The 23664-nt window shown below is 43.0% G+C and carries 23 protein-coding genes; 5 read left to right on the top strand and 18 right to left on the bottom strand.

Going from position 1 to position 23664, the window contains the following annotated elements; translation table 11 throughout:
- Nucleotides 1-918: 918 nt before the first annotated feature.
- Together V1502_RS14055 and V1502_RS14060 are read right to left on the bottom strand one after the other, a co-directional pair.
- The gene (locus V1502_RS14055) at nt 919-1713 is read right to left on the bottom strand and encodes an SDR family NAD(P)-dependent oxidoreductase (protein ID WP_409251269.1); all 795 of its coding nucleotides are present in this window, start codon (nt 1711-1713) and stop codon (nt 919-921) included.
- Nucleotides 1714-1728: 15 nt separating this feature from the next.
- Nucleotides 1729-2691, bottom strand: a complete 963-nt coding sequence (locus V1502_RS14060; protein WP_409251270.1) for an MBL fold metallo-hydrolase — start codon at nt 2689-2691, stop codon at nt 1729-1731.
- A 185-nt stretch (nt 2692-2876) separates the two neighbouring features.
- Between V1502_RS14060 and V1502_RS14065 the strand changes: the two genes are divergently transcribed.
- Nucleotides 2877-4022, top strand: coding sequence for a glycosyltransferase (locus V1502_RS14065; protein ID WP_409251271.1), 1146 nt, complete (start codon nt 2877-2879; stop codon nt 4020-4022).
- Nucleotides 4023-4106: 84 nt separating this feature from the next.
- Complete coding sequence (gene namA, locus V1502_RS14070) at nt 4107-5123, top strand: NADPH dehydrogenase NamA (protein ID WP_409251272.1); 1017 nt, start codon at nt 4107-4109, stop codon at nt 5121-5123.
- Between the two features lie 134 nt (nt 5124-5257).
- On the opposite strand, the gene V1502_RS14075 is transcribed toward namA, so the two are convergent.
- The 3 genes from V1502_RS14075 to rnz all read right to left on the bottom strand — a co-directional run bounded on the left by V1502_RS14075 (nt 5258) and on the right by rnz (nt 7008).
- Nucleotides 5258-5440 carry a hypothetical protein gene (locus V1502_RS14075; protein WP_409251273.1) on the bottom strand — a complete coding sequence of 61 codons (183 nt, stop codon included), beginning with the start codon at nt 5438-5440 and terminating at the stop codon, nt 5258-5260.
- A 24-nt stretch (nt 5441-5464) separates the two neighbouring features.
- Nucleotides 5465-6007, bottom strand: a complete 543-nt coding sequence (locus V1502_RS14080) for a histidine phosphatase family protein (protein WP_409251274.1) — start codon at nt 6005-6007, stop codon at nt 5465-5467.
- Between the two features lie 77 nt (nt 6008-6084).
- On the bottom strand, nt 6085-7008 hold the full coding sequence (gene rnz / locus V1502_RS14085; RefSeq protein ID WP_409251275.1) for a ribonuclease Z: 924 nt from the start codon (nt 7006-7008) through the stop codon (nt 6085-6087).
- Nucleotides 7009-7463: 455 nt separating this feature from the next.
- Between rnz and zwf the strand changes: the two genes are divergently transcribed.
- Nucleotides 7464-8933: a glucose-6-phosphate dehydrogenase gene (gene zwf / locus V1502_RS14090; protein WP_409254351.1), complete on the top strand. Its 1470-nt coding sequence runs from the start codon at nt 7464-7466 to the stop codon at nt 8931-8933.
- Between the two features lie 20 nt (nt 8934-8953).
- The gene (locus tag V1502_RS14095; protein WP_409251276.1) at nt 8954-9574 is read left to right on the top strand and encodes a cyclase family protein; all 621 of its coding nucleotides are present in this window, start codon (nt 8954-8956) and stop codon (nt 9572-9574) included.
- Nucleotides 9575-9627: 53 nt separating this feature from the next.
- On the opposite strand, the gene V1502_RS14100 is transcribed toward V1502_RS14095, so the two are convergent.
- The 7 genes from V1502_RS14100 to mce form a co-directional block, all read right to left on the bottom strand.
- Entirely contained in the window at nt 9628-10113 is a 486-nt protein-coding gene (locus tag V1502_RS14100) for a GyrI-like domain-containing protein (protein WP_409251277.1), read from the bottom strand.
- A gap of 566 nt (nt 10114-10679) precedes the next feature.
- Nucleotides 10680-12092, bottom strand: a complete 1413-nt coding sequence (gene gndA, locus V1502_RS14105) for an NADP-dependent phosphogluconate dehydrogenase (RefSeq protein ID WP_409251278.1) — start codon at nt 12090-12092, stop codon at nt 10680-10682.
- A gap of 138 nt (nt 12093-12230) precedes the next feature.
- Nucleotides 12231-13484 carry a DNA polymerase IV gene (locus V1502_RS14110; protein ID WP_409254352.1) on the bottom strand — a complete coding sequence of 418 codons (1254 nt, stop codon included), beginning with the start codon at nt 13482-13484 and terminating at the stop codon, nt 12231-12233.
- 137 nt (nt 13485-13621) lie between these two features.
- Nucleotides 13622-14086, bottom strand: a complete 465-nt coding sequence (locus V1502_RS14115) for a chemotaxis protein CheW (protein ID WP_409251279.1) — start codon at nt 14084-14086, stop codon at nt 13622-13624.
- 453 nt (nt 14087-14539) lie between these two features.
- Entirely contained in the window at nt 14540-15661 is a 1122-nt protein-coding gene (locus V1502_RS14120; RefSeq protein WP_409251280.1) for a tripeptidase T, read from the bottom strand.
- A 78-nt stretch (nt 15662-15739) separates the two neighbouring features.
- A complete protein-coding gene (locus V1502_RS14125) occupies nt 15740-17287 on the bottom strand; it encodes an acyl-CoA carboxylase subunit beta (protein WP_409251281.1) in 1548 nt (515 codons plus the stop codon).
- A 2-nt stretch (nt 17288-17289) separates the two neighbouring features.
- The gene (mce, locus tag V1502_RS14130; RefSeq protein ID WP_409251282.1) at nt 17290-17703 is read right to left on the bottom strand and encodes a methylmalonyl-CoA epimerase; all 414 of its coding nucleotides are present in this window, start codon (nt 17701-17703) and stop codon (nt 17290-17292) included.
- Nucleotides 17704-17879: 176 nt separating this feature from the next.
- On the opposite strand from mce, the gene prli42 reads away from it, so the two are divergent.
- Nucleotides 17880-17975, top strand: a complete 96-nt coding sequence (gene prli42, locus V1502_RS14135) for a stressosome-associated protein Prli42 (protein WP_409251283.1) — start codon at nt 17880-17882, stop codon at nt 17973-17975.
- 200 nt (nt 17976-18175) lie between these two features.
- Here the strand turns inward: prli42 and V1502_RS14140 are convergent, their stop codons facing one another.
- The 6 genes from V1502_RS14140 to V1502_RS14165 all read right to left on the bottom strand — a co-directional run bounded on the left by V1502_RS14140 (nt 18176) and on the right by V1502_RS14165 (nt 23578).
- Nucleotides 18176-18679, bottom strand: a complete 504-nt coding sequence (locus V1502_RS14140) for a L,D-transpeptidase (protein ID WP_409251284.1) — start codon at nt 18677-18679, stop codon at nt 18176-18178.
- Between the two features lie 32 nt (nt 18680-18711).
- Nucleotides 18712-19704, bottom strand: a complete 993-nt coding sequence (locus tag V1502_RS14145; protein WP_409251285.1) for an aromatic acid exporter family protein — start codon at nt 19702-19704, stop codon at nt 18712-18714.
- A gap of 134 nt (nt 19705-19838) precedes the next feature.
- A complete protein-coding gene (locus V1502_RS14150; protein ID WP_409251286.1) occupies nt 19839-20276 on the bottom strand; it encodes a BrxA/BrxB family bacilliredoxin in 438 nt (145 codons plus the stop codon).
- Nucleotides 20277-21007: 731 nt separating this feature from the next.
- Nucleotides 21008-22270: a hemolysin family protein gene (locus tag V1502_RS14155; RefSeq protein ID WP_409251287.1), complete on the bottom strand. Its 1263-nt coding sequence runs from the start codon at nt 22268-22270 to the stop codon at nt 21008-21010.
- Between the two features lie 178 nt (nt 22271-22448).
- A complete protein-coding gene (locus V1502_RS14160) occupies nt 22449-22859 on the bottom strand; it encodes a MerR family transcriptional regulator (protein ID WP_409251288.1) in 411 nt (136 codons plus the stop codon).
- A gap of 197 nt (nt 22860-23056) precedes the next feature.
- On the bottom strand, nt 23057-23578 hold the full coding sequence (locus tag V1502_RS14165) for a DinB family protein (protein ID WP_409251289.1): 522 nt from the start codon (nt 23576-23578) through the stop codon (nt 23057-23059).
- Nucleotides 23579-23664: the final 86 nt, after the last annotated feature.

A 23664-nucleotide genomic window follows, 5' to 3' on the forward strand; every position in this document is an offset into this window, starting at 1 on the left:
TTCAAAGACTGCAGAGCATTCGATTGCCGGAGGGGGATACAGAAATGGTTCGACGTTGTTGCAATGGAAAGTCTAACTTTATGATTTGATTTCTGGATGCTGTAGATGAGTATATGGAAGCTGACTCCCGCCAGTCGTCTTATTACATCTAGGCTCTTTTGATTCTTAAGAGGGGTATCGTGTTTGGCTAATCGTGCCCTTTGGAGATTCGATTCTCCTCTGTAGGGGCACGTTTATTCGCTAATCGTGCCCTTTGATGACTCAATTCTCCTCTCTAGGGGCACGTTTATTCGCTAATCGTGCCCTTTGATGACTCGATTCTCTTCTGTAGGGGCACGTTTATTCGCTAATCGTGCCCTTTATGACTCGATTCTCCTCTGTAGGGGCACGTTTATTCGCTAATCGTTCCCTTTGATGACTCGATTCTCTTCTGTAGGGGCACGTTTATTCGCTAATCGTGCCCCCTGATGACTCGATTCTCCTCTCTAGGGGCACGTTTATTCGCTAATCGTGCCCTTTGATGACTCGATTCTCTTCTGTAGGGGCACGTTTATTCGCTAATCACCCATTAGAACGACACCACTTCCTCTATAATGGGCGTTTTTACGTTTACCACCCATTAGAACACCACACCTTCCTCTATAATGGGCGCGTTCTGGGTTTCCACCCAGTATACCCCCTCACACTCCTTCATAATGGGCGACTTCCTGCTTTCCACCCAGTATAACGCCGGACCCCTCTCTATAATGGGCATTTCTCCCAAAACGCGGATACCTAAAGATCGGCGAGCTTTTGATTCTTTGCTAGTAACCCTGGTATTAAGAGCGTAACAGCAAAGGGGAAGGTCCCTCCAGTAATGGCGCGTAACAACCAAAACAAACAAAACCCAGCCGAGGACCCCCAGGCTGGGTTTACAGGTTATTTTTTAAAGAATGCATTTTTGCCGAGACGCTCAATGACTCCCGGGAAAAGAGTGTAGAGGACACTGCCGGCGTTCATCCAGCGGGGCAGGTTGATTTCCCGCGTATTGGTCAGCATCTTGTTCACTATTTTTTCAGCGACCGCCTCTGGATCGAGCATCAATCGTTCCATGTTTTTGGCATACGTGCCAGACCGGTCTGCAATATTAAAGAAGTTTGTGGCAATCGGTCCTGGATTGACGGCGGTGACAAAGATGTTGGAAGAGGCCGCTTCCATCCGCAGGCTGTTCGTGAATCCAAGTACAGCATGCTTAGATGCAGAGTAGGCACTTGATTTAGGTGTCGCGAGCTTGCCGGCCTGAGAAGCGATATTGATGATGTGGCCGGAGTTTCTTTTTTTCATGATGGGGAGTACATGTTTTGTACACGCAATTAGCCCTAAGACATTGACGTCAAACATTCCTTTGATATCCTCAAAGCTTGCCTGGTCTGCCTCATCAAAAATCCCGTAACCGGCATTGTTGACGAGGATGTCGACATTCTCGAACTCCCTGTAGATCGACTGAAAAACGGAAGGAAGTGATTCAAAGTCGGATACATCCACACTATGTATGAAAGCTTTCCCCTTATATTCCTCCTGGATTTTTTTCTGAATCGCTTTGAGGCGTTCTTCATTACGGGCAAGCAACACGACATTGGCTCCCCGTTCTGCCGCTTTAAGAGCAATTTTTTCACCTATTCCCCCGGAAGCCCCCGTAATGACGATATTTTTATTCTTTAAACGCTGATTCACAGTTTCACCTTCTTTTTAACAGTAATAAAACAAGACGCCGTCCCGTTCTTCGTAGAATATTTCCTGTCTTGCTTCTAAATAATCGATTTGAGCCTGTGTTTCCGACAAAGTCAGGCCAAGTTCTTTCCGGTAAACGGCTGGAAACAGCTTTTGACAAAGTGTAAAAAGAGGTTGTGGCTCATTTTTCACTAATTCTTTTACGTGCATGGCCCGTTCATGCTGTTTTTTCAGCCGCTTGTGAATAAGAGGGTGAATGTCCAGAACCTCTCCACCATGGCCTGTATAAGTAAGGCTGATATCCAACTTCAGTAGCTCCTGCAGGGACTGATTGTATTGCAGCTGCGGCTTTGGTCTTTCCTGCCCTTCTTTTTCAGGAGGTTCAATCAGCGGGTTTGGAGAGATTTCGGCCAGGATGTGATCTCCGGCAATCATCACTCCGTCCTTTTCCCGCCAAAGAGATATATGACTTTGTGCATGACCAGGTGTATCCAGAACCTTCCACTCCTGCATCCCGGGAATGGCGTCCCCTTCTTTTATTGCCCGGGACAACCCTCTATTGCCCATGAATTTCAAGGGATATCTGAGCTTATTGATAAAAGGCAAGTATTCCTGAGGTAATCCGGCCTGTATAAATAATTTTACATAAAACCGATCATGTTCTTCAAAAAATTCCTCTGACCTTACCAGCCATCTTTCATTAGCCGGATGACCTAAAATGTCCATATGATCAGGCATCCAATCAAGCATTCCAGCGTGATCGGGATGATGATGAGTCAAAATGACCTGTTCTATGTCTTCAAGTGAATACCCTAATTCCCCGAGACTTAAATCCAGAACATCCTTTGCCTCTTTGGTTTGCGGACCGACATCAATGAGGCTCAATGTCTCCCCTTTTACAAGGTAGACGTTGACATCTCCTACCGCAAAGGGAGTCGGCAGCACTATTTTTGCTATATCTCCAGTCCAATTGACTTTCATAACTATTCACCACTTTTTATGTACTTAAAATGAACGATCATTCATTCTATATTATTCTACTCCTTTTCTCAAAGGATGTCATGGGAAACAGGATTTTTCAGAAAATAAATACACCAAAACCTGCATATTAAAACGTGAATTGCTACAATAGATAAAAATCGCAAAGTGCATAGGAGAAGTGATCAATGCTTTTCATATTACTGATGATCAATATAATTGGATGGCTCATCATAAGTTCTGATATATTCCTGGGATTACGAAAAATAGAATCCATGGAGAACACAGAAGGCATTCATGAAGGACCTCTTGTTTCCATTATTGTACCTGCCCGGAATGAAGCTCATACTATTCGAAAAAGCATCCAGTCACAACTGGATCTGAACTATAAAAATATTGAATGGATCCTTGTGAATGACCGCTCAACGGATAAAACGGGGGATGAAATCGAACAAATCGCCGCATTGGATTCGAGAATGAAGACACTTCATTTGACAGACCTGCCCAAAGGGTGGCTTGGAAAAAATTACGCACTATATCAGGGCTATCTCCGTTCTCATGGGGACCTGCTTCTGTTCACAGATGCTGATGTTCAATTTCATCCGGAGGCAGTGTCGAAAGCAGTAGGTTTACTGCAAACAGAAAAGGCAGATCATTTGACTGCGGCTCCTTCATTAAAGGCCAATGGCTTTTGGCTGAAAACATTCATTGCCTTCTTCCTATTTGGTTTTTCCTATTATAAGAGGCCATGGAAAGCTAATGATCAACACTCCTCCATTGGAATGGGAGTTGGAGCCTTTAACCTGATGACCCGGTCGGCCTATGAAACAATCGGCACACATGAAAGTTTGCGGAATCGCCCTGATGATGACCTGCAACTGGGAATCAAAATAAAAGAATATAAATTAATTCAGAGAATGGTCACCGCCATCCCCCTTCTGAGTGTGGAATGGTATCCAACCTTGAAATCTGCCTTTCAGGGCTTGGAGAAGAATACATTCGCAGGACTCCATTACCGTTATTCAATGGTCACCCTGGCAATCACAGGAGTGTTTTTTTCACAAGTCTTTCCTTTCCTGACCTTGATGGTGTCCGACCTTAAAATTCAGCTATTAAGCTTAGCGGCAATCTTCCTGATGTTTTTCAGCTACTTATTGGTCACCAGAAAGATGACAGACTTTCATCCCATATTGGTTCTGGTCCTGCCGGTAACGGCCCTGCTCTTCCTATTCAGCATAATCCGGGCCGTTGTGCTTACATTTATACGCGGAGGTATAGTCTGGAGAGATACCAAGTATCCGTTAAAGGAGCTTCGCAGAAAAATTGAGGAGTAAGTCAAAATTCTTTTTCAGAAAATTCCCTGCTGATATAATAAGCGTGTATTTAGGAAGGCGAAATATCAAAAAGGAGCGGATACAATGTCAGCCAAATTATTTGAGCCTTATAAAATTAAAGATATTACAATAAAAAACAGAATTGTCATGGCCCCCATGTGCATGTACTCTTCCCATAATGAAGACGGCATGGTGGAGAATTGGCACAGGACCCACTATACAAGCAGAGCGGTGGGCGGTGTCGGTCTCATCATTCAGGAAGCTACCGCTGTCACTCCTCAGGGACGCATCTCCCCACAGGACTTGGGTATCTGGAGCGATGATCATATCGAAGGATTGAGCGAGCTGGTCTCCCTTATGAAGGAACAGGGAGCTCATGTGGGCATCCAGCTGGCTCATGCAGGGAGAAAGGCTGTCCTTGAAGGGGACATCATTGCCCCATCAGCTATTCCCTTCAATGAAAAGATGAAGACTCCACTGGAAATGAGCCGGGAAGATATAGAAGAAACCGTCAACGCTTTTAAACAAGGAGCGGCAAGGGCAAAAAAAGCCGGCTATGATCTAATTGAAATCCATGCAGCACACGGATACTTGATCAATGAATTCCTATCCCCTCTTTCCAATAAACGCACCGATGATTATGGCGGATCCGCCGAGAACCGCTACCGCTTCCTAAGGGAAATCCTTGAGGCGATCAATACCGTCTGGAGTGGACCGCTTTTTGTGCGTGTATCTGCTAAAGATTACGCAGATGGAGGTTTGGATGCGGAAGATTATGCTCTCTTTGCGTCATGGATGAAAGAACAGGGTGTCGACCTGATCGATGTCAGCTCTGGAGCGGTCGTACCGGCAAAAATCGATGTATACCCTGGTTATCAAGTGAAATTGAGCGAAACGATCAAGAATAAGGCCAAGATCCCTACCGGTGCAGTCGGACTGATTACGACAGGAATTCAAGCTGAGGAAATCCTTCAAAACGAACGGGCCGACCTCATCCTGCTGGCGAGGGAACTCCTGCGAAATCCTTATTGGCCAAGAACAGCTGCGCTGGAACTCGGTGTTGAAATCCAATCTCCGAAGCAATATGATAGAGCCTGGTAGAAGCGTTGCAAGAGTGCAGACACAATGTTTGCACTCTTTTTATCTTGAATAAAAAAGAACTTGACTCCCCATTCTGGTGACTATATACAAAGAGGCCGGACTACTCAAAGTCCAGCCTCTCATTCAATAGTTTATTAAAAATATCTTAAAATCCAATTGAACAGCACCATCACGACAGCAGTAATAATACAGAATCGAATAAAATATCCAATGATTCTGATCCCTAGAGGAAGACGCTTATAACTTACCTTGCCTCCACCGCCGCCTCCTGTTGTCTGCTGATGCTTCAATGCATCGTTAAACGGTTTTAGTCGCACGAAAGGACCGCCCTCCCAACACTATTATTCAGTCCAGATTCTATTTAAGAGATTCTGTTCATCTCCAAAGCTGATATGATAAACATCAGGATTGGACAATTCCAGCAGCTCTTTATAGCCGAATCGACCATCGAAATAGTGGAGAAGAAGCGTTGTCAGATTTCCATGACTGACAGCAATGATGTGGTCATCAGAGCTGTTCATGATGTCTTCAATAAAGGAGGATGCCCTATCAAAAGCCGATCGATTAGACTCTCCCCCCTCAAGGAAGTAGTCAAAATCATTAAAGCTTTTTTCAAGATGCATCATCCAATCATCAAGGGACGTCCCGCTCAATACCCTCTCACTCAAGCGTTCGTCTTGGATAACAGGAAGCCCTCTTTTCAAGGCAAGAGGTTCAATGGTCTTGATAGCGCGTAAAAATGGGCTGCTGTAAATAGCATCAATCTCCCGCTCCTGAAAAAATGTGACCAGAGACTCTGCCTGTTCTTCACCAAGCTCGGTCAGTTTTGCCTCCCGAGGCTGCCCTTCTGCTTTCGCGTGACGCACGATATATAAATGTTTCATCTGTAATCGTCCTCTCTTAATATAGTTGCAGCACTTGTAAAGGGGCATGTTAAAAAGTTCGTATGGCTTGTTGAACTCTACTCTCTCGTTATCGAAACTTCAAAAAAATCACTTGTTATGTAACTTTCGGGAAATGTTTCCCGTGCTTCCCGTTCTAGTTCAGGCCACTCTGCCTCTGTAAAGCGGGAACTGATATGGGTCAAGAACAGCTTTCGGGCATTCGCCGCTAAGGCTGTTTCTGCAGCCTGCTTGGTTGTCGAATGGTAATAATCATGTGCCATTTTTTCCTGATCCCTGCAAAAAGTGGCTTCATGAATAAGCGCATCAGCATTTTCAGCGAGCTTCACACCCTCTGCTGAAGGTCTTGTATCACCAAGGATGGTGATGATTCTTCCTTTGATGGGTGGTCCCAGATAATCGGTTCCGTCAATTGTTCTGCCGTCTTCAAGCGTGACCACTTCTCCTTCTTTAAGCTTTTTAAAAAGGGGGCCAGGTTTTATTCCCAGCTCTTTCAGCAGGTCTGCCTGAAGCACTCCCGGCTTGTCTTTTTCGACAATTCGGTAGCCGAAGCAAGGAAGGGCATGATCCAGTTTGCAGGCTTCTACGGAAAACTGATCATCTTCAAAAATAATTCCTTCCTCTACTTCTTCTATATGCAAAGGATAAAGAAGCCGAGTTCCGCTGACGGTTAAAGACACTTCTATAAACTCCCTGATGCCGGGAGGCCCATAAACCGTCAGTTCCGTCTCTCCCCCCTGGAAGGAACGGCTCCCTAACAACCCGGGCAGTCCAAAGATATGATCACCATGAAGATGAGTGATGAAGATTTTCTCTATTTTTCTCGGTTTTAACGATGTATGTAGAATTTGATGCTGCGTCGCTTCTCCGCAATCAAACAGCCAGACAGAACCTCTTTCCTCCAAGAGTTTTAAGGCAATTGATGTAACATTTCTTAATTTAGCAGGCACTCCCGCACCCGTGCCCAGAAAAAGCAGGTCCATTATCTTCACTCCTCTCCTGACTTTTTATCCATTCCATAATAGCATAATACGAATGCCCGAGTACTCAATGAGTGAACATGCTTTATTAAAAGTGGGTCAACAAGTAATAAGAATATCAATTGGAGACATTATAATGAAGACACAGCCAGCTTTAAAAGAGTAACTTATTTTTAAAATAGTATGTCACTAAATTGAATTATTGTGTAATATATAGTAGGGCCTGTCCGAAATTTCGACAGCATATGATTTGCTAAATGCTTCTTAAGTCTTTAAAATTAAGTACTTGTATGGCGTTCATTTCAGATAGGTGCAAGCAAATCTAATACTATAAGCTTTGGTAATGATTGCTATCCAGGACACGAGTTAAAGGGATACCAACTTTACGAACAGCTAGTCCATAGAAAAAAAGTGAGGTCTTAACTGTGAAACATAATGATACACCATCTACTTTACTAATGATTTTTGGTGCTACTGGAGATTTGGCCAAACGCAAGCTTTTTCCTTCTCTCTACCACCTTTTCCGTAAAGGGAAAATCGCGAAAAACTTTGCCGTTATAGGGGTTGCGCGCCGTGAATTAACAAACGAAGAATTTCAGGCGCATGTAAAAGATTCTGTCCTGACATCCATCGGCAGAGATGAAAACATTGAAGAATTTGTTTCTCATTTCTATTATAAGTCCAATGATGTTTCCGACAGCGATTCATACATAGAGTTAAATCAATTGGCAACGCAATTAGACGAACAATACGAATTGGAAGGCAACAGGATTTTCTACCTTGCCATGGCCCCGGAATTCTTCGGGACGATCACTGATCATTTGAAGCAAGATGGCCTGACAGATACTGAAGGATTCAAGCGCCTTGTCATTGAAAAGCCTTTTGGCCATGACCTTGAGTCTGCAGAGGTTCTGAACAACCAAATCCGCGCTTCTTTCTCTGAAAAAGAAATCTATCGAATTGACCATTACCTTGGAAAAGAAATGGTGCAGAACATTGAGGTTATCCGCTTTGCGAATGCTCTGTTTGAGCCTTTATGGAACAATCGTTACATTTCCAATATTCAAGTGACTTCAAGCGAAGAACTTGGTGTAGAAGACCGCGGCCGCTACTACGAGAAGAGCGGTGCACTGAGGGACATGGTACAGAACCATATGATGCAGATGGTTGCCCTTCTCGCCATGGAGCCGCCGATCAAGCTGACGACTGATGAAATCAGAAGCGAAAAAGTCAAGGTTCTGAGAGCCCTTCGTCCAATGAAGCAGGAAGAGGTCAAAGACTATTTCGTCCGCGGTCAATATGATGCCGGTTCAATGAAAGGGACTGTCGTTCCAGGTTACCGCGAAGGAAGCAATGTCGATCCTGAATCCAACACAGAAACTTTTGTTGCCGGAAAACTGATGATCGACAACTTCCGCTGGGCCGGCACACCATTCTATATCCGTACAGGAAAAAGAATGAAAGCCAAGTCCACCAAGATTGTCATTCAGTTCAAGGATATTCCGATGAACCTGTATTACAATACGGACAGACAGCTGTCACCGAACCTGCTGGTCATCCATATCCAGCCGGAAGAAGGAATCACCCTTCACCTGAACGCTAAGAAAACAGGTCAAAACATCGAAACGACACCGGTAAAACTCAACTACGTCAATAACGGTGTAGATGGAATGAATACACCCGAAGCCTATGAAAAACTCCTGCATGACTGCATGCGCGGAGATGCCACGAATTTCACCCACTGGGATGAAGTGAAACTTTCCTGGGCATTTACGGATACAATTTCTAACGTTTGGGAAAACACCAGAGAAGAGGAATTTCCTAATTACCAGGCTGGAACAATGGGACCATTGGCTGCAGACAAACTGCTTGCACAAGACGGTTTCTTCTGGTGGCCTTTCTCCGAGCTTGAAGTGGACGAATGCTAATACAGAAAGGATGATTTCTTTTGAAAATCTATGATATTACTGCCCCGATCTTTAACGGTATGCCGGTATATAAAAACAAGCCGGAAAAACAGCCGGAAATCAATACGAATACAAACGGCCATGTGACAGAGTCCAGAATCTCCATGGATGTGCATACCGGGACGCATGTGGATGCTCCCCTGCACATGATCAATGACGGTGAAACGATTGAAACGATCGATATTCAGAAACTTGTACGCCCTGTAAAAGTGCTGGATCTAACGTCTTTAGAAGAAAAAATCACAAAGAAGGATATCGAGAACCATGATATCCAGGAAAATGATTTCCTTCTTTTCAAAACAAAGAACTCCTGGGATACCGAGTTCAACTTTGACTTCATCTATGTCGCAGAAGATGCTGCAGAGTATCTCAAAGAGAAGAAAATTGCCGGTACGGGAATTGATGCCCTTGGTATCGAAAGAGCCCAGGAAGGACATCCGACACACAGAGCACTGATGGGCAGCGGAATCATCATCATGGAAGGCCTTCAGTTGAAAGATATCGAGGAAGGTCCCTACTTCATGGTAGCTGCACCGTTAAAAATTCAGGGAACGGATGCATCACCTGCACGCGTTATCCTGATGGATGAATTGATTGGGTAAGACCATATAGGTAAACAAAAGACTCGTCATATCGGCGAGTCTTTTTGTGCAGTTTATGACGAAACAACCGGATTACATAAATCCACTTGATCTTCCGTTTCTGTCCATTTGCTGTAGATTTCCAGATTCCACCCTTCCATCCTTCTCTTATAGCCATTCTCCTTCAGCCATTGATGCAAGTGAGAATAAACACCAAAGATTTGCGATGCATGACCTTGGAAATGAAGCACACCATACTTCTGGGCAGGGACAATCAGGCTTACCATCCCGTCAGGAATATCTTCAATTTCCCTCACTTCAAAGCAGACCCAGTAGCCATCATCTTCCTGTGGAGTATCTACTGCTTTAAATGCACCAATAAGCCGGACCGGTTCAGCCAAATGCTTTATCTCATCCCTCCTGCTGTCCAATAACATGGAGGCTTTCGGGATTTCCCGTCCATATCCTTCCATGTCATCACAAACAACCCGGAAACCTACTAATTTCATTTCCTCCCGTTCCGTAACCCCTTTAATTACATGGGATTTAACTTTTTCCATTACTGTTTCTCCCCTTTCGTGAAAATTGAGATCCTGCTATATATCCATTTCCACAAAAAGTAAGGAAATCCTGTGCTTTTGAAAAAAGGATTATTCATACCGGGTTCAGATTTCGAATACAAAAACTAAATTAGTACATCAATAGCGTGGGGGGATTTATGAGAGAAAAATAATTGCAGCAGAATCATTAACCTCTAATTGTTTATATAAGGGGAATTTCTCCCGTTATCCTGCAGAATAGGGCTAGGTTCGGGGATATAAGGGGAGTTTTTCCCGTTATTGCAAAGGAAAATGGTCCATTTTTATGGTTTTGGATTAAATAGAGGGAATTTTCTCCTCTATTTAATCATTTTTTCATTATATTTCCTTAATAAGGGGAAATCCTCCCCTTATTTTGGGAGCTTAACTTAATATACAGAAATCGCTAACCAGTGCTTATTTTGAGATAAAAAAAGCTTGGAATCAAATGACTCCAAGCTTTTTTCCTTGTTGATCCTTATAAATTACACTATACGGACGTTCTTTTACAAACCCGACTATACTAATGAATAGTAGAGACTTCTAAATTATTCAGACATCCACTCAGTATGGAAGACTCCCTCTTTATCAGTACGCTCATACGTATGGGCACCGAAGTAGTCTCTCTGCGCCTGGATAAGGTTCGCAGGCAGAGTTTCCGTACGGTAGCTGTCATAGTATGAAAGTGCTGCTGAGAAGCCTGGTACAGGGACACCATTTTGGACTGCAGTTGAGATTACATCGCGGAGAGCGTATTGGTAGCTCTCGACGATTTCCTTGAAGTAATCATCAAGCAGCAGATTGGAAAGACCCGGCTCTTTGTCATAAGCTTCTTTAATCTTTTGCAGGAACTGGGCACGAATGATGCATCCGCCGCGGAAGATCATCGCGATTTCGCCGTAGCTCAGATCCCAGCCGTACTCCTCGGAAGCTGCACGCATTTGCGCAAACCCTTGTGCATAAGAACAGATTTTGCTCATATATAGAGCTTTTCTGATGGACTCAACCAATGCTTCTTTGTCACCTTCGAATGGCTTTGATTCGGGTCCTGCCAGGATTTTGCTTGCCTTCACACGCTCATCCTTGATGCTTGAAATAAAACGGGCAAATACGGATTCCGTAATGATTGGAAGGGACACACCAAGATCAAGCGCACTCTGGCTTGTCCACTTCCCTGTACCTTTTTGTCCTGCTTTATCCAGGATGACGTCAACCATCGGCTTGCCTGTTTCATCATCTTTTTTCGTAAAGATATCTGCCGTGATTTCAATCAGGTAGCTGTCAAGCTCTCCTTTGTTCCACTCAGCAAATGTTTCATGCAGTTCTTCTGCGCTGAATCCCAATACGTTCTTCAGCAGGAAATAAGATTCGGCAATCAGCTGCATGTCTCCATATTCAATGCCGTTGTGCACCATTTTCACATAGTGACCGGCACCGTCTGGACCGATGTAAGTCGTACAAGCTTCACCGTTTACTTTTGCAGCAATATCTTTGAAGATTGGCGCTACAAGCTCATAAGCTTCTTTTTGTCCGCCAGGCATGATGGACGGACCGGTAAGGGCACCCTCTTCTCCGCCTGAAACGCCGGTACCAATAAAGTGAATACCGGATTCGCTAAGCTCATGATTTCTTCTGCGAGTGTCCTCGAAGAAAGTATTTCCTCCGTCAATCAGGATATCCCCTTTATCAAGATAAGGCTTAAGCTGTTCAATGGTAGCATCAGTAGGTCCTCCAGCTTTCACCATAAGTAGAATCTTACGGGGAGTTTCAAGAGACTGTACAAATTCTTCAATGCTATATGTACCAACTACATTTTTTCCTTCCGATTCTTGAAGCATTTCATCCGTTTTTTCACGTGAACGATTATAAACAGACACTGAATATCCTCTGCTCTCGATATTCCATGCCAGGTTTTTACCCATTACAGCAAGGCCGATCACACCGATTTGTTGTTTCGACATGTTCAAACGTCCTTTCCTATTGTATTTAGTTAAGTAAACAATCCTTATAAATTTAACAAAATTTTTATCTGGAGTGCAAACAATACACCTTATCTTTAGTGTGACATTGTAATGCTTAAAATAACCGAACAATATATCCTATTTATCTTCCCGCAGGAAATCCTTATTAAAACTAGTATCATGATGCGGATCCCTTTTATCTTGTTTGGCTGTGACTCCTTTTTGAATCATCTTTTTACCGAATTTATCCTGCAGCTTCTCGATTGTCTGGTAAAGGGGTTCTTTCTTGGCATGTTCCTCAAATGAAAAAATATCGAGCTGGAGGGCAGCATCATCCCGCTCTAAGAGGTCTTGCCCCGTCACTCCAAGAAGTCGTATTGAATTACCGTTCCAATGTTGAAGAAACAGGGTTCTGGCTGCTGCAAAAATATCATCCGGGGAACCGACAGGATTCTTTAGTTTCTTACTCCTTGTAATCGTCTTGCGGTCCTTAAACCTCATCGTGAGCATCACCGTTGAGGCCAGAATATTTTTGGATTTCATCCGGGAAGCCACTTTGGCTGAAAGTTGATTTAAGGTGTTCAACAATTCTTTTTGATTGGCCGTATCTCTCGGAAGCGTGGTAGAATTACCGACACTTTTGAAATCGTACACTGAATCAGGATCAACCGGCCTGTCATCTTTGCCGTTTGCCCTTGCTTTTAAGCGCAAGCCATTGATTCCAAGTTGAGACTTCAGGGGTATTTCATTGGCTTTAGCCAGTTCCCCTATGGTCTTGATATCCATGGAGTATAATTTTTGGGCCGTTTTTTCCCCGATTCCATGCATTTTTTTTACATCAAGAGGCCAGATTTTTTCCGGCAGGTCCCTTTTTCTCAAAACGGTGATTCCCAACGGCTTTTTCATATCGGAAGCAGTTTTGGCCAGGAACTTATTGGGTGCTATGCCGATACTTGACGGCAGGTCGAGCTGAGAAAGAATTTGGTTTTGAATGGATTCTGCGATAACTAACGGGCTGCCCAAGGAATAACTGTCCGTTATATCGACATATCCTTCATCAATGGAAACCGGTTCAACGAGCTGCGAATACTGCCTCAAGATTTCAAACATTCCTTGTGAGGCGGCACGGTACCGGTCAAAATTCGGCCGCATGATGATCAGCTGTGGACAAAGCTTTTTTGCTTCCCATAGCGGCATGGTTGTCCTGACTCCGAACCCTCTCGCTTCATAACTGCAAGTGACAATGATTCCGCGTCTTTCATCAGGGTTTCCTGCAATGGCAAGGGGCTTTCCCTTTAGTTCTGGATTATATGCCGCTTCAACTGAAGCGTAAAAGCTGTTCATATCAACATGAAGGATGACTTTTCCCTTTTTGGGATAGTGAGGATGCATGAGAAACCAGCCCTTTTTCCGTATACTCATTGGGAGAAGACAAGCTCTTCTCCCCTTTCTCTTAGTGTACTACAATAAACGGTTAAGCACACTTGTTCGAGCATAAGAAAATGCATGTCACATGACATGCATTTTTCTTATTGATGGGTCTTCATATAATCTTGAATTTCTCTAATTCCATCCAGGCTTTCTACAAGGATATCCGGATCAATCATAGTAATCAGCCTGTCTTCCAGGTTGATGACACCGGAGAAAAATTTTGTGCGGGAATACGCCATCAATCCAACCTGTGTCAGCGCCCCTTCAGGAATATCCATTATTTCTTTTGCTTCATGAACGACAATCCCTAGTGAGAGAACTTCCGATTTTAAAACGATCAGTTTTTTATCCTCTACCGATTCCTGTAGGCCATATAGGATATTCGCAAAATCGATGACCGGAACAAGCTCTCCCCTTACCTTCATAATGCCCAATACATAATCAGGCAGCTGGGGAATGGGTGTGATGTTCTCAGGTTTCTCAATGGAAATTACATGACCGACCGGGATTGCATACTCTTCTCTGCCGGAATGAAAAATGACGGCTTTATTGTTTATATCCATACTAACGCTCCTTCAATAGGTCAAGATTCAGTAATCTATGTATAAGTCTAATTTACCATAGAAATGAAAGTTTGTGTTTTAAAAATAGGAACTGATATAAATCTTATGGAGTTGGGTACCGGAAGAGAAAATGATAGTTTACCTTAATTACTTACAGACAATTAGCTACTAAATTACAGGAGGAATCATAATAAAACCACACAGAAATAGTGCTATGATTTCCGCTCCTGGTGCATGACCTCTCCAATCAGTCTAGGTTAGAGTTTGGGTTCTGTTGTAAAAATAGGTGTGATATTTTTGTTCTGTTTCATTTTTTGTAAATAGAGTTAAATATCATTGCACGTTTATCATTTTAAGAATCAACCTTTCATATATGAGAGTACCCTTTATTTTTCTCCAGCCAAATAAAAACAGACCCCGCAGTTTAAAACGGAGTCTGTTATACATTCTTATTTACTCTCCTGCAACTTCCTGAACAATGGCAATCACCATTTCAGCAAGTTTGGAAAGCTCTTCGACTGGCATTCTTTCATTTTTCGTATGAATTTCTTCATAACCAACAGCAAGGTTCACTGTCGGAACGCCGAATCCGGCAATGACGTTGGCATCGCTTCCGCCGCCGCTTGTCAGCAATTCGCTTGGACGTCCGATTTTTTGGGCAGCTTTGCGTGCAACTTCCACTACATGGTCGCCTTCGCCAAATTTGAAACCAGGGTACATAACCGTGATCTCAACTTCTGCACTTCCGCCCAATTCACTAGCAGCAGACTCAAACGCTTCTTTCATTTTCGCTACTTGCGCTTCCATTTTTTCTGGAACCAGCGAACGTGCTTCAGCAAGAATATCAACTCTGTCACAAACGATGTTTGTTGCCCCGCCGCCCTCAAAGCGTCCGATATTGGCTGTTGTCTCTTCATCGATTCTTCCAAGAGGCATTCTTGAGATTGCTTTGGAAGCCATAGTAATTGCAGAAGCACCTTTTTCAGGAGCAACACCTGCATGGGCGGTCTTTCCATTGATTGTCGCCCTTACTTTTGCCTGGGTAGGTGCAGCAACGATGATGTTGCCGACTTTACCGTCACTATCAAGGGCAAAGCCATATTTTGCTGTCACAAGAGAAGCATCAAGCGCCTTGGCACCAACGAGTCCTGATTCTTCACCAACTGTGATGATGAATTGAATAGTGCCATGAGGGATATTTTGTTCTTTCAATACACGAACCGCTTCAAGCATTGTCGCAAGCCCGGCCTTATCATCTGCACCGAGGATCGTTGTGCCATCAGAATACACGTATCCGTCTTTCACTGAAGGCTTGACGCCTGCTGCAGGAACGACTGTATCCATATGGGAAGTGAAGTAGATCGTGTCCGCGCCTTCTTTAGTACCCTGAAGAGTACAAACCAGGTTACCAGCTCCGTGGCCTGTCTGCTCCATTGTGTCATCCTCATAAACCTCGACACCAAGGTCTTCAAATTTCTTTGTCAGGACTTTGGCAATTTCCGCTTCATATTTCGTTTCAGAATCAATCTGTACCAATTCTAAAAATTCATTCAGTAAACGTTCATGATTAATCATACTTTACCTCCAGTTATGTAGTCACTAGAATAGTATATCTCTTATAGTGAAGGTCTACAAATGTTTACAATTCTGCGGTTAGAGCGGAATATTGCCGTGCTTCTTCTTCGGACGTTCCTCTTTTTTGTTCCTCATCATTTCAAGACCTTGAATCAGTTTAATCCTCGTCTCACGGGGATCAATGACATCATCTACCATCCCTCTTGCTGCAGCAACATACGGATTGGCAAACTTCTCGCGATATTCTTCAATTTTCTGTTCGCGGACTTCCTCCGGATTCTCACTGTTTTGAATTTCTCTTGCAAAGATGATATTGGCTGCACCCTGAGGTCCCATTACAGCAATTTCAGCATTCGGCCATGAGTAGACAAGGTCGGCACCGATTGACTTACTGTTTAGTGCAACATAAGCGCCTCCATATGCTTTACGAAGAATCACCGTCATCTTTGGAACAGTTGCCTCCGAGTAAGCATAAAGGATTTTCGCTCCATGACGGATGATTCCGCCGTGCTCCTGCTTGATCCCAGGGAAGAAACCGGTCACGTCTTCAAATGTGATCAGCGGGATATTGAAGCTGTCACAGAAACGGATGAAACGCGAAGCCTTATCCGAAGAGTCGATATCCAGGCCTCCTGCCATCACTTTTGGCTGGTTGCAAACAAGTCCCACCACTTCACCTTTGATTCGCGCAAGACCTACAACAATGTTCTTCGCGAACTCTTTTTGAACTTCCATGAAGGAGCCTTCGTCTACAACCTGTTCAACGACCTTTCTCACATCGTACGGACGGATGGCATCAAACGGGATGATGTCCGTAAGGTCCGGACGATAGTCATCGTTCTCATCAGCCTTTAACATAGGCGGTTTTTCTTCATTGTTCTGCGGCAGATAGGAAAGCAACTCTCTTACCGAATGGAGAACTTCTTCTTCCGTTGCCCCTCTGAAATGGGCATTGCCGCTGATCGTATTATGTACTTTCGATCCGCCAAGGTCTTCTGAGCTGATTTTCTCACCCGTTACGGTTTCAATAACCTTTGGACCCGTGATGAACATCTGGCTTGTTTTATCCACCATAAATACAAAATCCGTGATGGCCGGAGAGTACACCGCTCCGCCAGCACAAGGTCCCATGATAACGGAAATTTGCGGTATCACTCCAGAATAAATGGAATTGCGGTAGAAGATATGTCCATATCCATCAAGTGACACGACCCCTTCTTGAATGCGCGCCCCTCCGGAATCATTAAGGCCGATAAATGGAGCCCCATTTTTCACAGCCAAGTCCATGACATGGGCAATTTTCTTGGCATGCATCTCACCAAGCGCTCCGCCGAAAACGGTAAAGTCCTGTGAGAACAAATAAATCGGTCTACCATTCACTTTTCCGTACCCGGTGACAACGCCGTCTCCAGGTCCTTTCACCCCATCAAGACCGAAATCTGTACTTCTATGTTCAATAAATGGGTTAAGCTCTACAAAAGATCCTTCATCGACCAAAATATCGATTCGTTCCCTTGCCGTGAGCTTTCCTTTTTCATGCTGTTTGTCAATACGCTTATCTCCGCCGCCGAGCTCGACTTCTCTGCGGCGGTCATATAATTCATTTATCTTTTCATAAATATCCATGATTACTCCCCCTTGATGTTTGTCTTCTCACAAAGTTCATATAAAACTCCGTGAGCGGATTTTGGATGCATGAATGCCACTTGCGCACCACCCGCACCGGGTTTCGGCTGCTCATTGATCATGTTTACACCTTTCTCCTTCAGCTCATCTATCCGCTCCTGGATACCGCTGACTCCAAAGGCAACATGATGTATTCCTTCACCTCTTTTGACTATGTATGAGGCAATCGGGCTTGACTCATCAAGCGGTTCCAGTAACTCAAGCTTGATATTTCCTCCATCTATAAAAGCTACCTTTACCTTTTGAGATTCTACTTCTTCAATTTGAAGAAGAGACAGTCCGAGCGTTTCCGTATAAAAAGGCAGTGCATTCTCAATAGATTTTACAGCTATTCCAATATGATCGACTTTTTTCAAAGATATCTCCCCTTTCTAAAGAAGCTTAACATGTACTTTATTCGATAAAATAACGCATTTTCCTGCAAAAAAGGGAAATTTCCGTAAGCGATTTCAATCATATGAGGGGTTGTCATAAGGGGCAAGTGAAGATAAAATAAGGATGGTACAGGATTTTCTCTACAGGAGTTGAAAAAATGAGAAACAAAAAACTTCAAAAAACAGTTGTGTATGTAATGTTATTCGCTATGATTACTTCTACTATCATGATGGGACTGTCCATGTTCTTATAAAAAGCATAAAAAGGGTCCATCCATTCCTGTTTGAATGGATGGACCCTTTTTACTTTGTGGAATCTTTATGCCAGAACTCTGCTCAAGACCTTTTTCTGGGGCATTCCGGCTTTTCATGCCCTTGAGAATCTCACTCAAGACACTTTAGATTCGCATTTCGAGCTTTCATGGTCTTGAAAGTCCTCATCAAATTATCCTAGTCATCTCATAGCACCAAATTCCTTAGCAAGCTCTTCAAAAGACTTCCCGGTCTTCACGATCAATAGCTTCGTACCGGACGGCACTTTGTCAAATAGAGCTTCCACTTCGGAGTTGTGCATCCTGATACAGCCATTCGAAATGTACTTACCGATACTTTCATTGTTATTTGTGCCATGGATGCCGTAGATCCTTCCGTCTGTCCCGTCAGCATCGAAGCCCATCCATCGGGTTCCAAGGGGGTTTTTCGGATCTCCGCCTGGAATATCCGACTTACGATAATATGGGTCTCTCGCTTTTACAATAATCGTAAAGAGTCCCTGCGGGGTCAAATCCTCAGTTTTTCCAGTTGCTACACTAGACTGCTGCCGAATTTGTTCCCCTTGGATATAGGCCAACATGTTCGTCTGCTTGTTAACAATTAAGAATGGGTCACCCGGTAAGGGATTCTTGCCGAGCGGCCAAATCGGGGACACAACCAGTATAATGGAAAGAAGCAAACGCATTCCCTTCACACCCTCTCAAGGCTTAGTAGGAATTAGTTTGCTTCTTTGGGCATCATCTCATTCTCTTTGTGCTGCCTGATACCTTTAAACGAGCTTTTGATGAGCAGATAATCCTCCATCTCTTTGATGAATTGATATAGGGCGGCTCTTGCCTCGAACTCCTCCCTCGTTTTCGGGAGATCCATTTCCTCAAACTTCAGTTTCATATCATATAGTTTTTTCAGGTACAGTAAGGCGGTATTACCAGGGTGGATATGTTCACTCAGTTCTTCCATAAAATCAGCGACCATTTCCCGCTGCTCGATTTTGGTTGAAATCGAAGTGACGAGAGGAAGAAGCCGCTGAAGAATGTCGAATTGCTTTTCTCTCATCTTAAAATATAAATAATAAAGATTTTCATGACGCAGGAAGTGATTCTCTACATCTTTAAACGCTAAAGTTTTGGCTTCATTAATGAGCTCTTCTACCTCGGTGATTTCTTGTCCGGCCCATCCCCTGTCTTCATTCGTTCTCAAGTAGCGTACAATTTCCGAAAAAATCCGGTGGAAATTCTCTTCAATTTGTTCCTGGTATGCGATCAGCTTATTTTCCACACTCGGCATATAGAGGTTGGCAAGGAGCGCTATCCCGATCCCAATCGCAATGATGCCAAGCTCGTTCACTATCAGATCCAACGTAACATGATAAGCTGAATAAATATGAAGAATGATAACACTGCTTGTGACAATGCCCTGTGTGATTTTTAGCATGACCGTAGTCGGAATGAAAAATAAAAGCAGCAACCCAATAATCAGGGGGTGATAAAACAATAATTCAAAAAGGATTGAAGCAAAAACAATGGCCAAAAGACAGGCCAGAAATCGGCTCCACGCTGCTTTCAGTGATTTTTTCTTTGTATCCTGGATGCAAAGGATTGTCAATATACCGGCAGATGCAAAATTTTCAAGACCCAACCATTGAGCAATCAAAATGGCGACAGCTGTTCCAACAGCGGTTTTGGCTGTGCGATAACCTATACGAAACATAGACGGCAGCTCCTGTTATATCATTCTTAGTTGATAGTGTTACCAACTTGGGTATTATAAAATTCTTATGTACTTTATATCCCTCTCAACCGACAAAAGAAAAAAGAGTGAATGGATCACTCTTTTTTTACACCTTATACTTCTTCACAATACTCGTCAAAGTAGCCTTGAAGCTTATTGACAACCGACATAGGGTCATGCCCTTCAATTTCATGACGCTCTACCATAGTCAATATCTCTCCATCCTTCAATAAAGCGAATGAAGGAGAGGATGGCGGGTATCCAGTGAAGTAACTGCGTGCTTTTGCCGTAGCTTCCTTATCCTGTCCGGCAAAAACAGTTACCAGATGATCAGGGCGCTTATCATAATGAATGGCATGAGCTGCTGCTGGACGGGCAATACCGCCGGCACAACCGCATACTGAGTTGATCATGACAAGAGTCGTTCCTTTTTGTGAAAGCGTGTCTTCTACTTCCTCTGCAGTCGTAAGCTGCTTATATCCTGAAATCTCCATCTCTTGACGAGCCTGGCGAACAATATCATTCATAAATAGGTCGAAATCCATTTCCATGTTACTCTCTCCTTTTTCCTAAGATCAGCATCCGTGTAAAATGCTAATGACGATACCTATATCATATCAATTTTACATGTCTGTAATCAATCAAATTATCTTTCTAATCATTGTCTTCTGGATTAAGAGCTAAACAGGCATGTTGTTTTGTAAACATTGTTGCATTGAAATAAGGGCTCTTTAAGTATATATTGTTGCTATTATAAGGAGATAGTTGATTTCCGCTCGCTCCAAGTCTCTTCTCCGAGAGGCTTGGAGTTTAGAATAGATGTCCTACTGATCGCTCAGGGGTTCACGGACCTTCGCTTCAACCCACCCTTTTCTTTCAACACTAAAGAAATTCAAAATAATAAACCACAATTCTTGTGAAAGAAGCCTATTAAAAAATTCAACCTGCAGGTTTATTACCCTGAATGCCGGGTACTATAAAAATACATCTAGATCCATACCCCTAAACTCCCTAGATGAAGGATAGCTCTTATATGGGCTATCCTCTTTTTTCGTGAAGGCAACCATCACTATTCAACTATTAAGCTTCATTAAGTCATGTCCTATAAAATTGGCAGTAACCGGCTGCAACTTTGTCATGAGGGAACCCGCGATTGCAGCTGCTCCCCCGACTGAAGAATATAACCCATATGAACTGAGGTCGCCAACGGAATTCAAATATACGAAATCAAAAAAGACGATAGCTCATAAACTATCGTCCTTTAACCCTTTTTGCCTGTAAATCACTCTGCAGGAGCCTCTTCAGCGACTTCTACTTTAATTGTCCGGATTCTGCGATTGTCCACTTCTTCTACAGTCACTTTCACATTTTCATAATCAAAGCTTTCACCTTCAGAAGGTATTTCTTCGAAGCTTTCCACTACCCAACCGCCTACAGTGTGATAAGAGCTGTCAGGTTCAGGCAGATTTAGCAACTCGGTAAACTCGTCAAGCTGGAATTGTGAATCAAACTTGTAAACATTATCACTGATCTTCGTCATCGAGTGAATGGTTTCATCTTGCTCGTCCCAAATCTCGCCGACGATCTCTTCCAGTATATCTTCAAGTGTGATAAGGCCTGTTGTGCCTCCGAATTCATCGACTACGATTGCCATATGGACTTTATCTTTTTGCAGCCTGGACAGCAAAGTGGAAATCTTTGCGGATTCAAATACAAACATCGGCTCCCGGATCAACGCTCTGATATTCACTTCCCCGTATTTTAGGAGATGTGTAAAAAATTCTTTCTCAGATAGAATTCCAATTACGTTGTCAATATGGTCCTCATAGACGGGAATGCGTGAGAATCGTTCTTCAAAAAACATTTCTTTTATCTCATCAACCGATTGGTTCACTTCAACAGCTTTCACATCAATCCGAGGGGTCAATACTTCAGAAACCATGATATCGTCAAAATCCATTGAGCGGTGTATCAATTCTCTCTCTTCCTTGTCAATAACCCCTTCTTCTTCACTGATATCAAGCATCACCTTTAGTTCTTCCTCAGTAACGGATGGCATGGCTTCATTTTTGGAAAATACTCTTGATACTAATTCTTTCAACTTAATAAAAAAGAAATTAACAGGCGTAAGAATTTTAATAAGCAGGTAGAGAATTCCCGAAATGGATAAAGCGTAACTTTCGGCATTTTCTTTTGCCAATGATTTTGGAAGGATTTCCCCGAATATAAGGATTAGCAATGTCATCACAAATGTACTAACCACTAAGCCGGTATTCCCACCGAAAAGGTCGGTTGCCATTTTGGCCGAAATACTTGCCGCCGCAATATTTACAATGTTATTTCCCACCAGAATGGTAGAGAGGGCCCGGTCGAAGTTTTCCGCTATGAAAAGTGCCTTTTTACTTCCCCTTAATCCTTCACTTTCAAAATTTCTTAACCTGATTTTGTTAACACTTGAATAAGCTGTTTCTGCAGAAGAAAAAAAGGCAGAAAGCAGTATTAATACTCCTAATAAAATCAATGAATACAGTGGTAAATCGTCCAAAAAATCGTCACTCTCCTAAAATATTCGTAATAACCTATGACTTCTTCCTAAAAACTTGTTGTGAGAGATATAGCTAATTCACATAAAAATCCTGGTAAGCAAGAAAGAAATCCATTGTACCCAAGCGGCCCTTCTTCCTAAATCCAAATCTAAATGTAAACAGCCTTATCTTCAAAACTCAACCCGAAAACATGACGAGCGACTGCAGCAGTGCTGCTGCTTGAGGAGAGATTCTGCTCAGCACTCTTTTCTTTTCTTCCTCATTAAGTTCGTTTGCAACTTGAAGAATATCCTTGATTTCGCCATTTAAATGATTCATTTCATCTTTAATATGATCAACTTGTTTTTCAAAAGCATGATAATCTATACTGTTTGATTTTTTTAGTTTTAATCTATGCTTGATTTCCTCAAGGGTCATGTGCATTCGCTGGCATTGCTCGATCAATTTTAAATTTTCAAGGGCACTGTTGTCATAGTAACGATAATTGCTGCTTGACCTCGTGCATTCAAGCAGGCCAATCCTCGTATAATAATCAATCGTGCGCTTAGATACTTTACTGATGTCTGCCAGTTCACCTATTTTATACAATTTCCCAAATAGATCACCTCTGGATAATTATACTCTCTTTTTTAAAAAGTGTACAGTTGAACGTGATGGTTTAGGAAGGTCTGGTAATTCATTCAAAGAATCTTTGTAAGCAGTGAGATATTCACCGAACCAAATAAAAAGGGAGTTCCCAACAATGGAAAACTCTCTTTCAGCCTGAAAATAATTTATTGATGAACTTAGCTTTTCAAAATCCCTAAATACTCTACCCATGGACCGACATCTTCCCGGTATCTGCCGGCCATTATCCGAGCAATTTGAGAGATGTGGGTCAAATCATGCACCACCCAAGTGGAAAGCAGTTCCCTTGCTTTCACCTCACCAAAGGCGGGATGAACACCTGTTAATTGAAGATGAGATTCAGAGTTTATCATCTGCTTGATTTTCAAGATATTTTCTTCTCTCAATCTTCTAAATTCCGAGAACCTTTGCTGGAGTGAACCCTGTAAAGGTTGTCCTATATGTGAAAACCGGTCGAATGGAGGGAAAGCCCCATTATCCCCGCGGACAATCACTTGTAGTCTTGGAATCCAATTAGTTTTTTCGCATTCTATGAAGTGGTCAATGACCTGTGAAATAGTCCAGGTCCCTTCCCCTTCATTGGATAATATCCAGTTATCTGACAGCCCAGATAGAAAATGTTCAAGAGTCTGCGGGGTCCTTTCCAATACTTCCACTGCTTCCAATAAATCGAAATTCATCTATTTGCCTCCATTCTACAACCGCTTAACCTACCAGCAAGATTCCAACCTGTCCCTTTAAATACCAGAACCCCCAGACAAATTCC

It is taken from the genome of Rossellomorea sedimentorum, from assembly GCF_046237645.1.
Lineage (GTDB): Bacteria > Bacillota > Bacilli > Bacillales > Bacillaceae_B > Rossellomorea > Rossellomorea sedimentorum.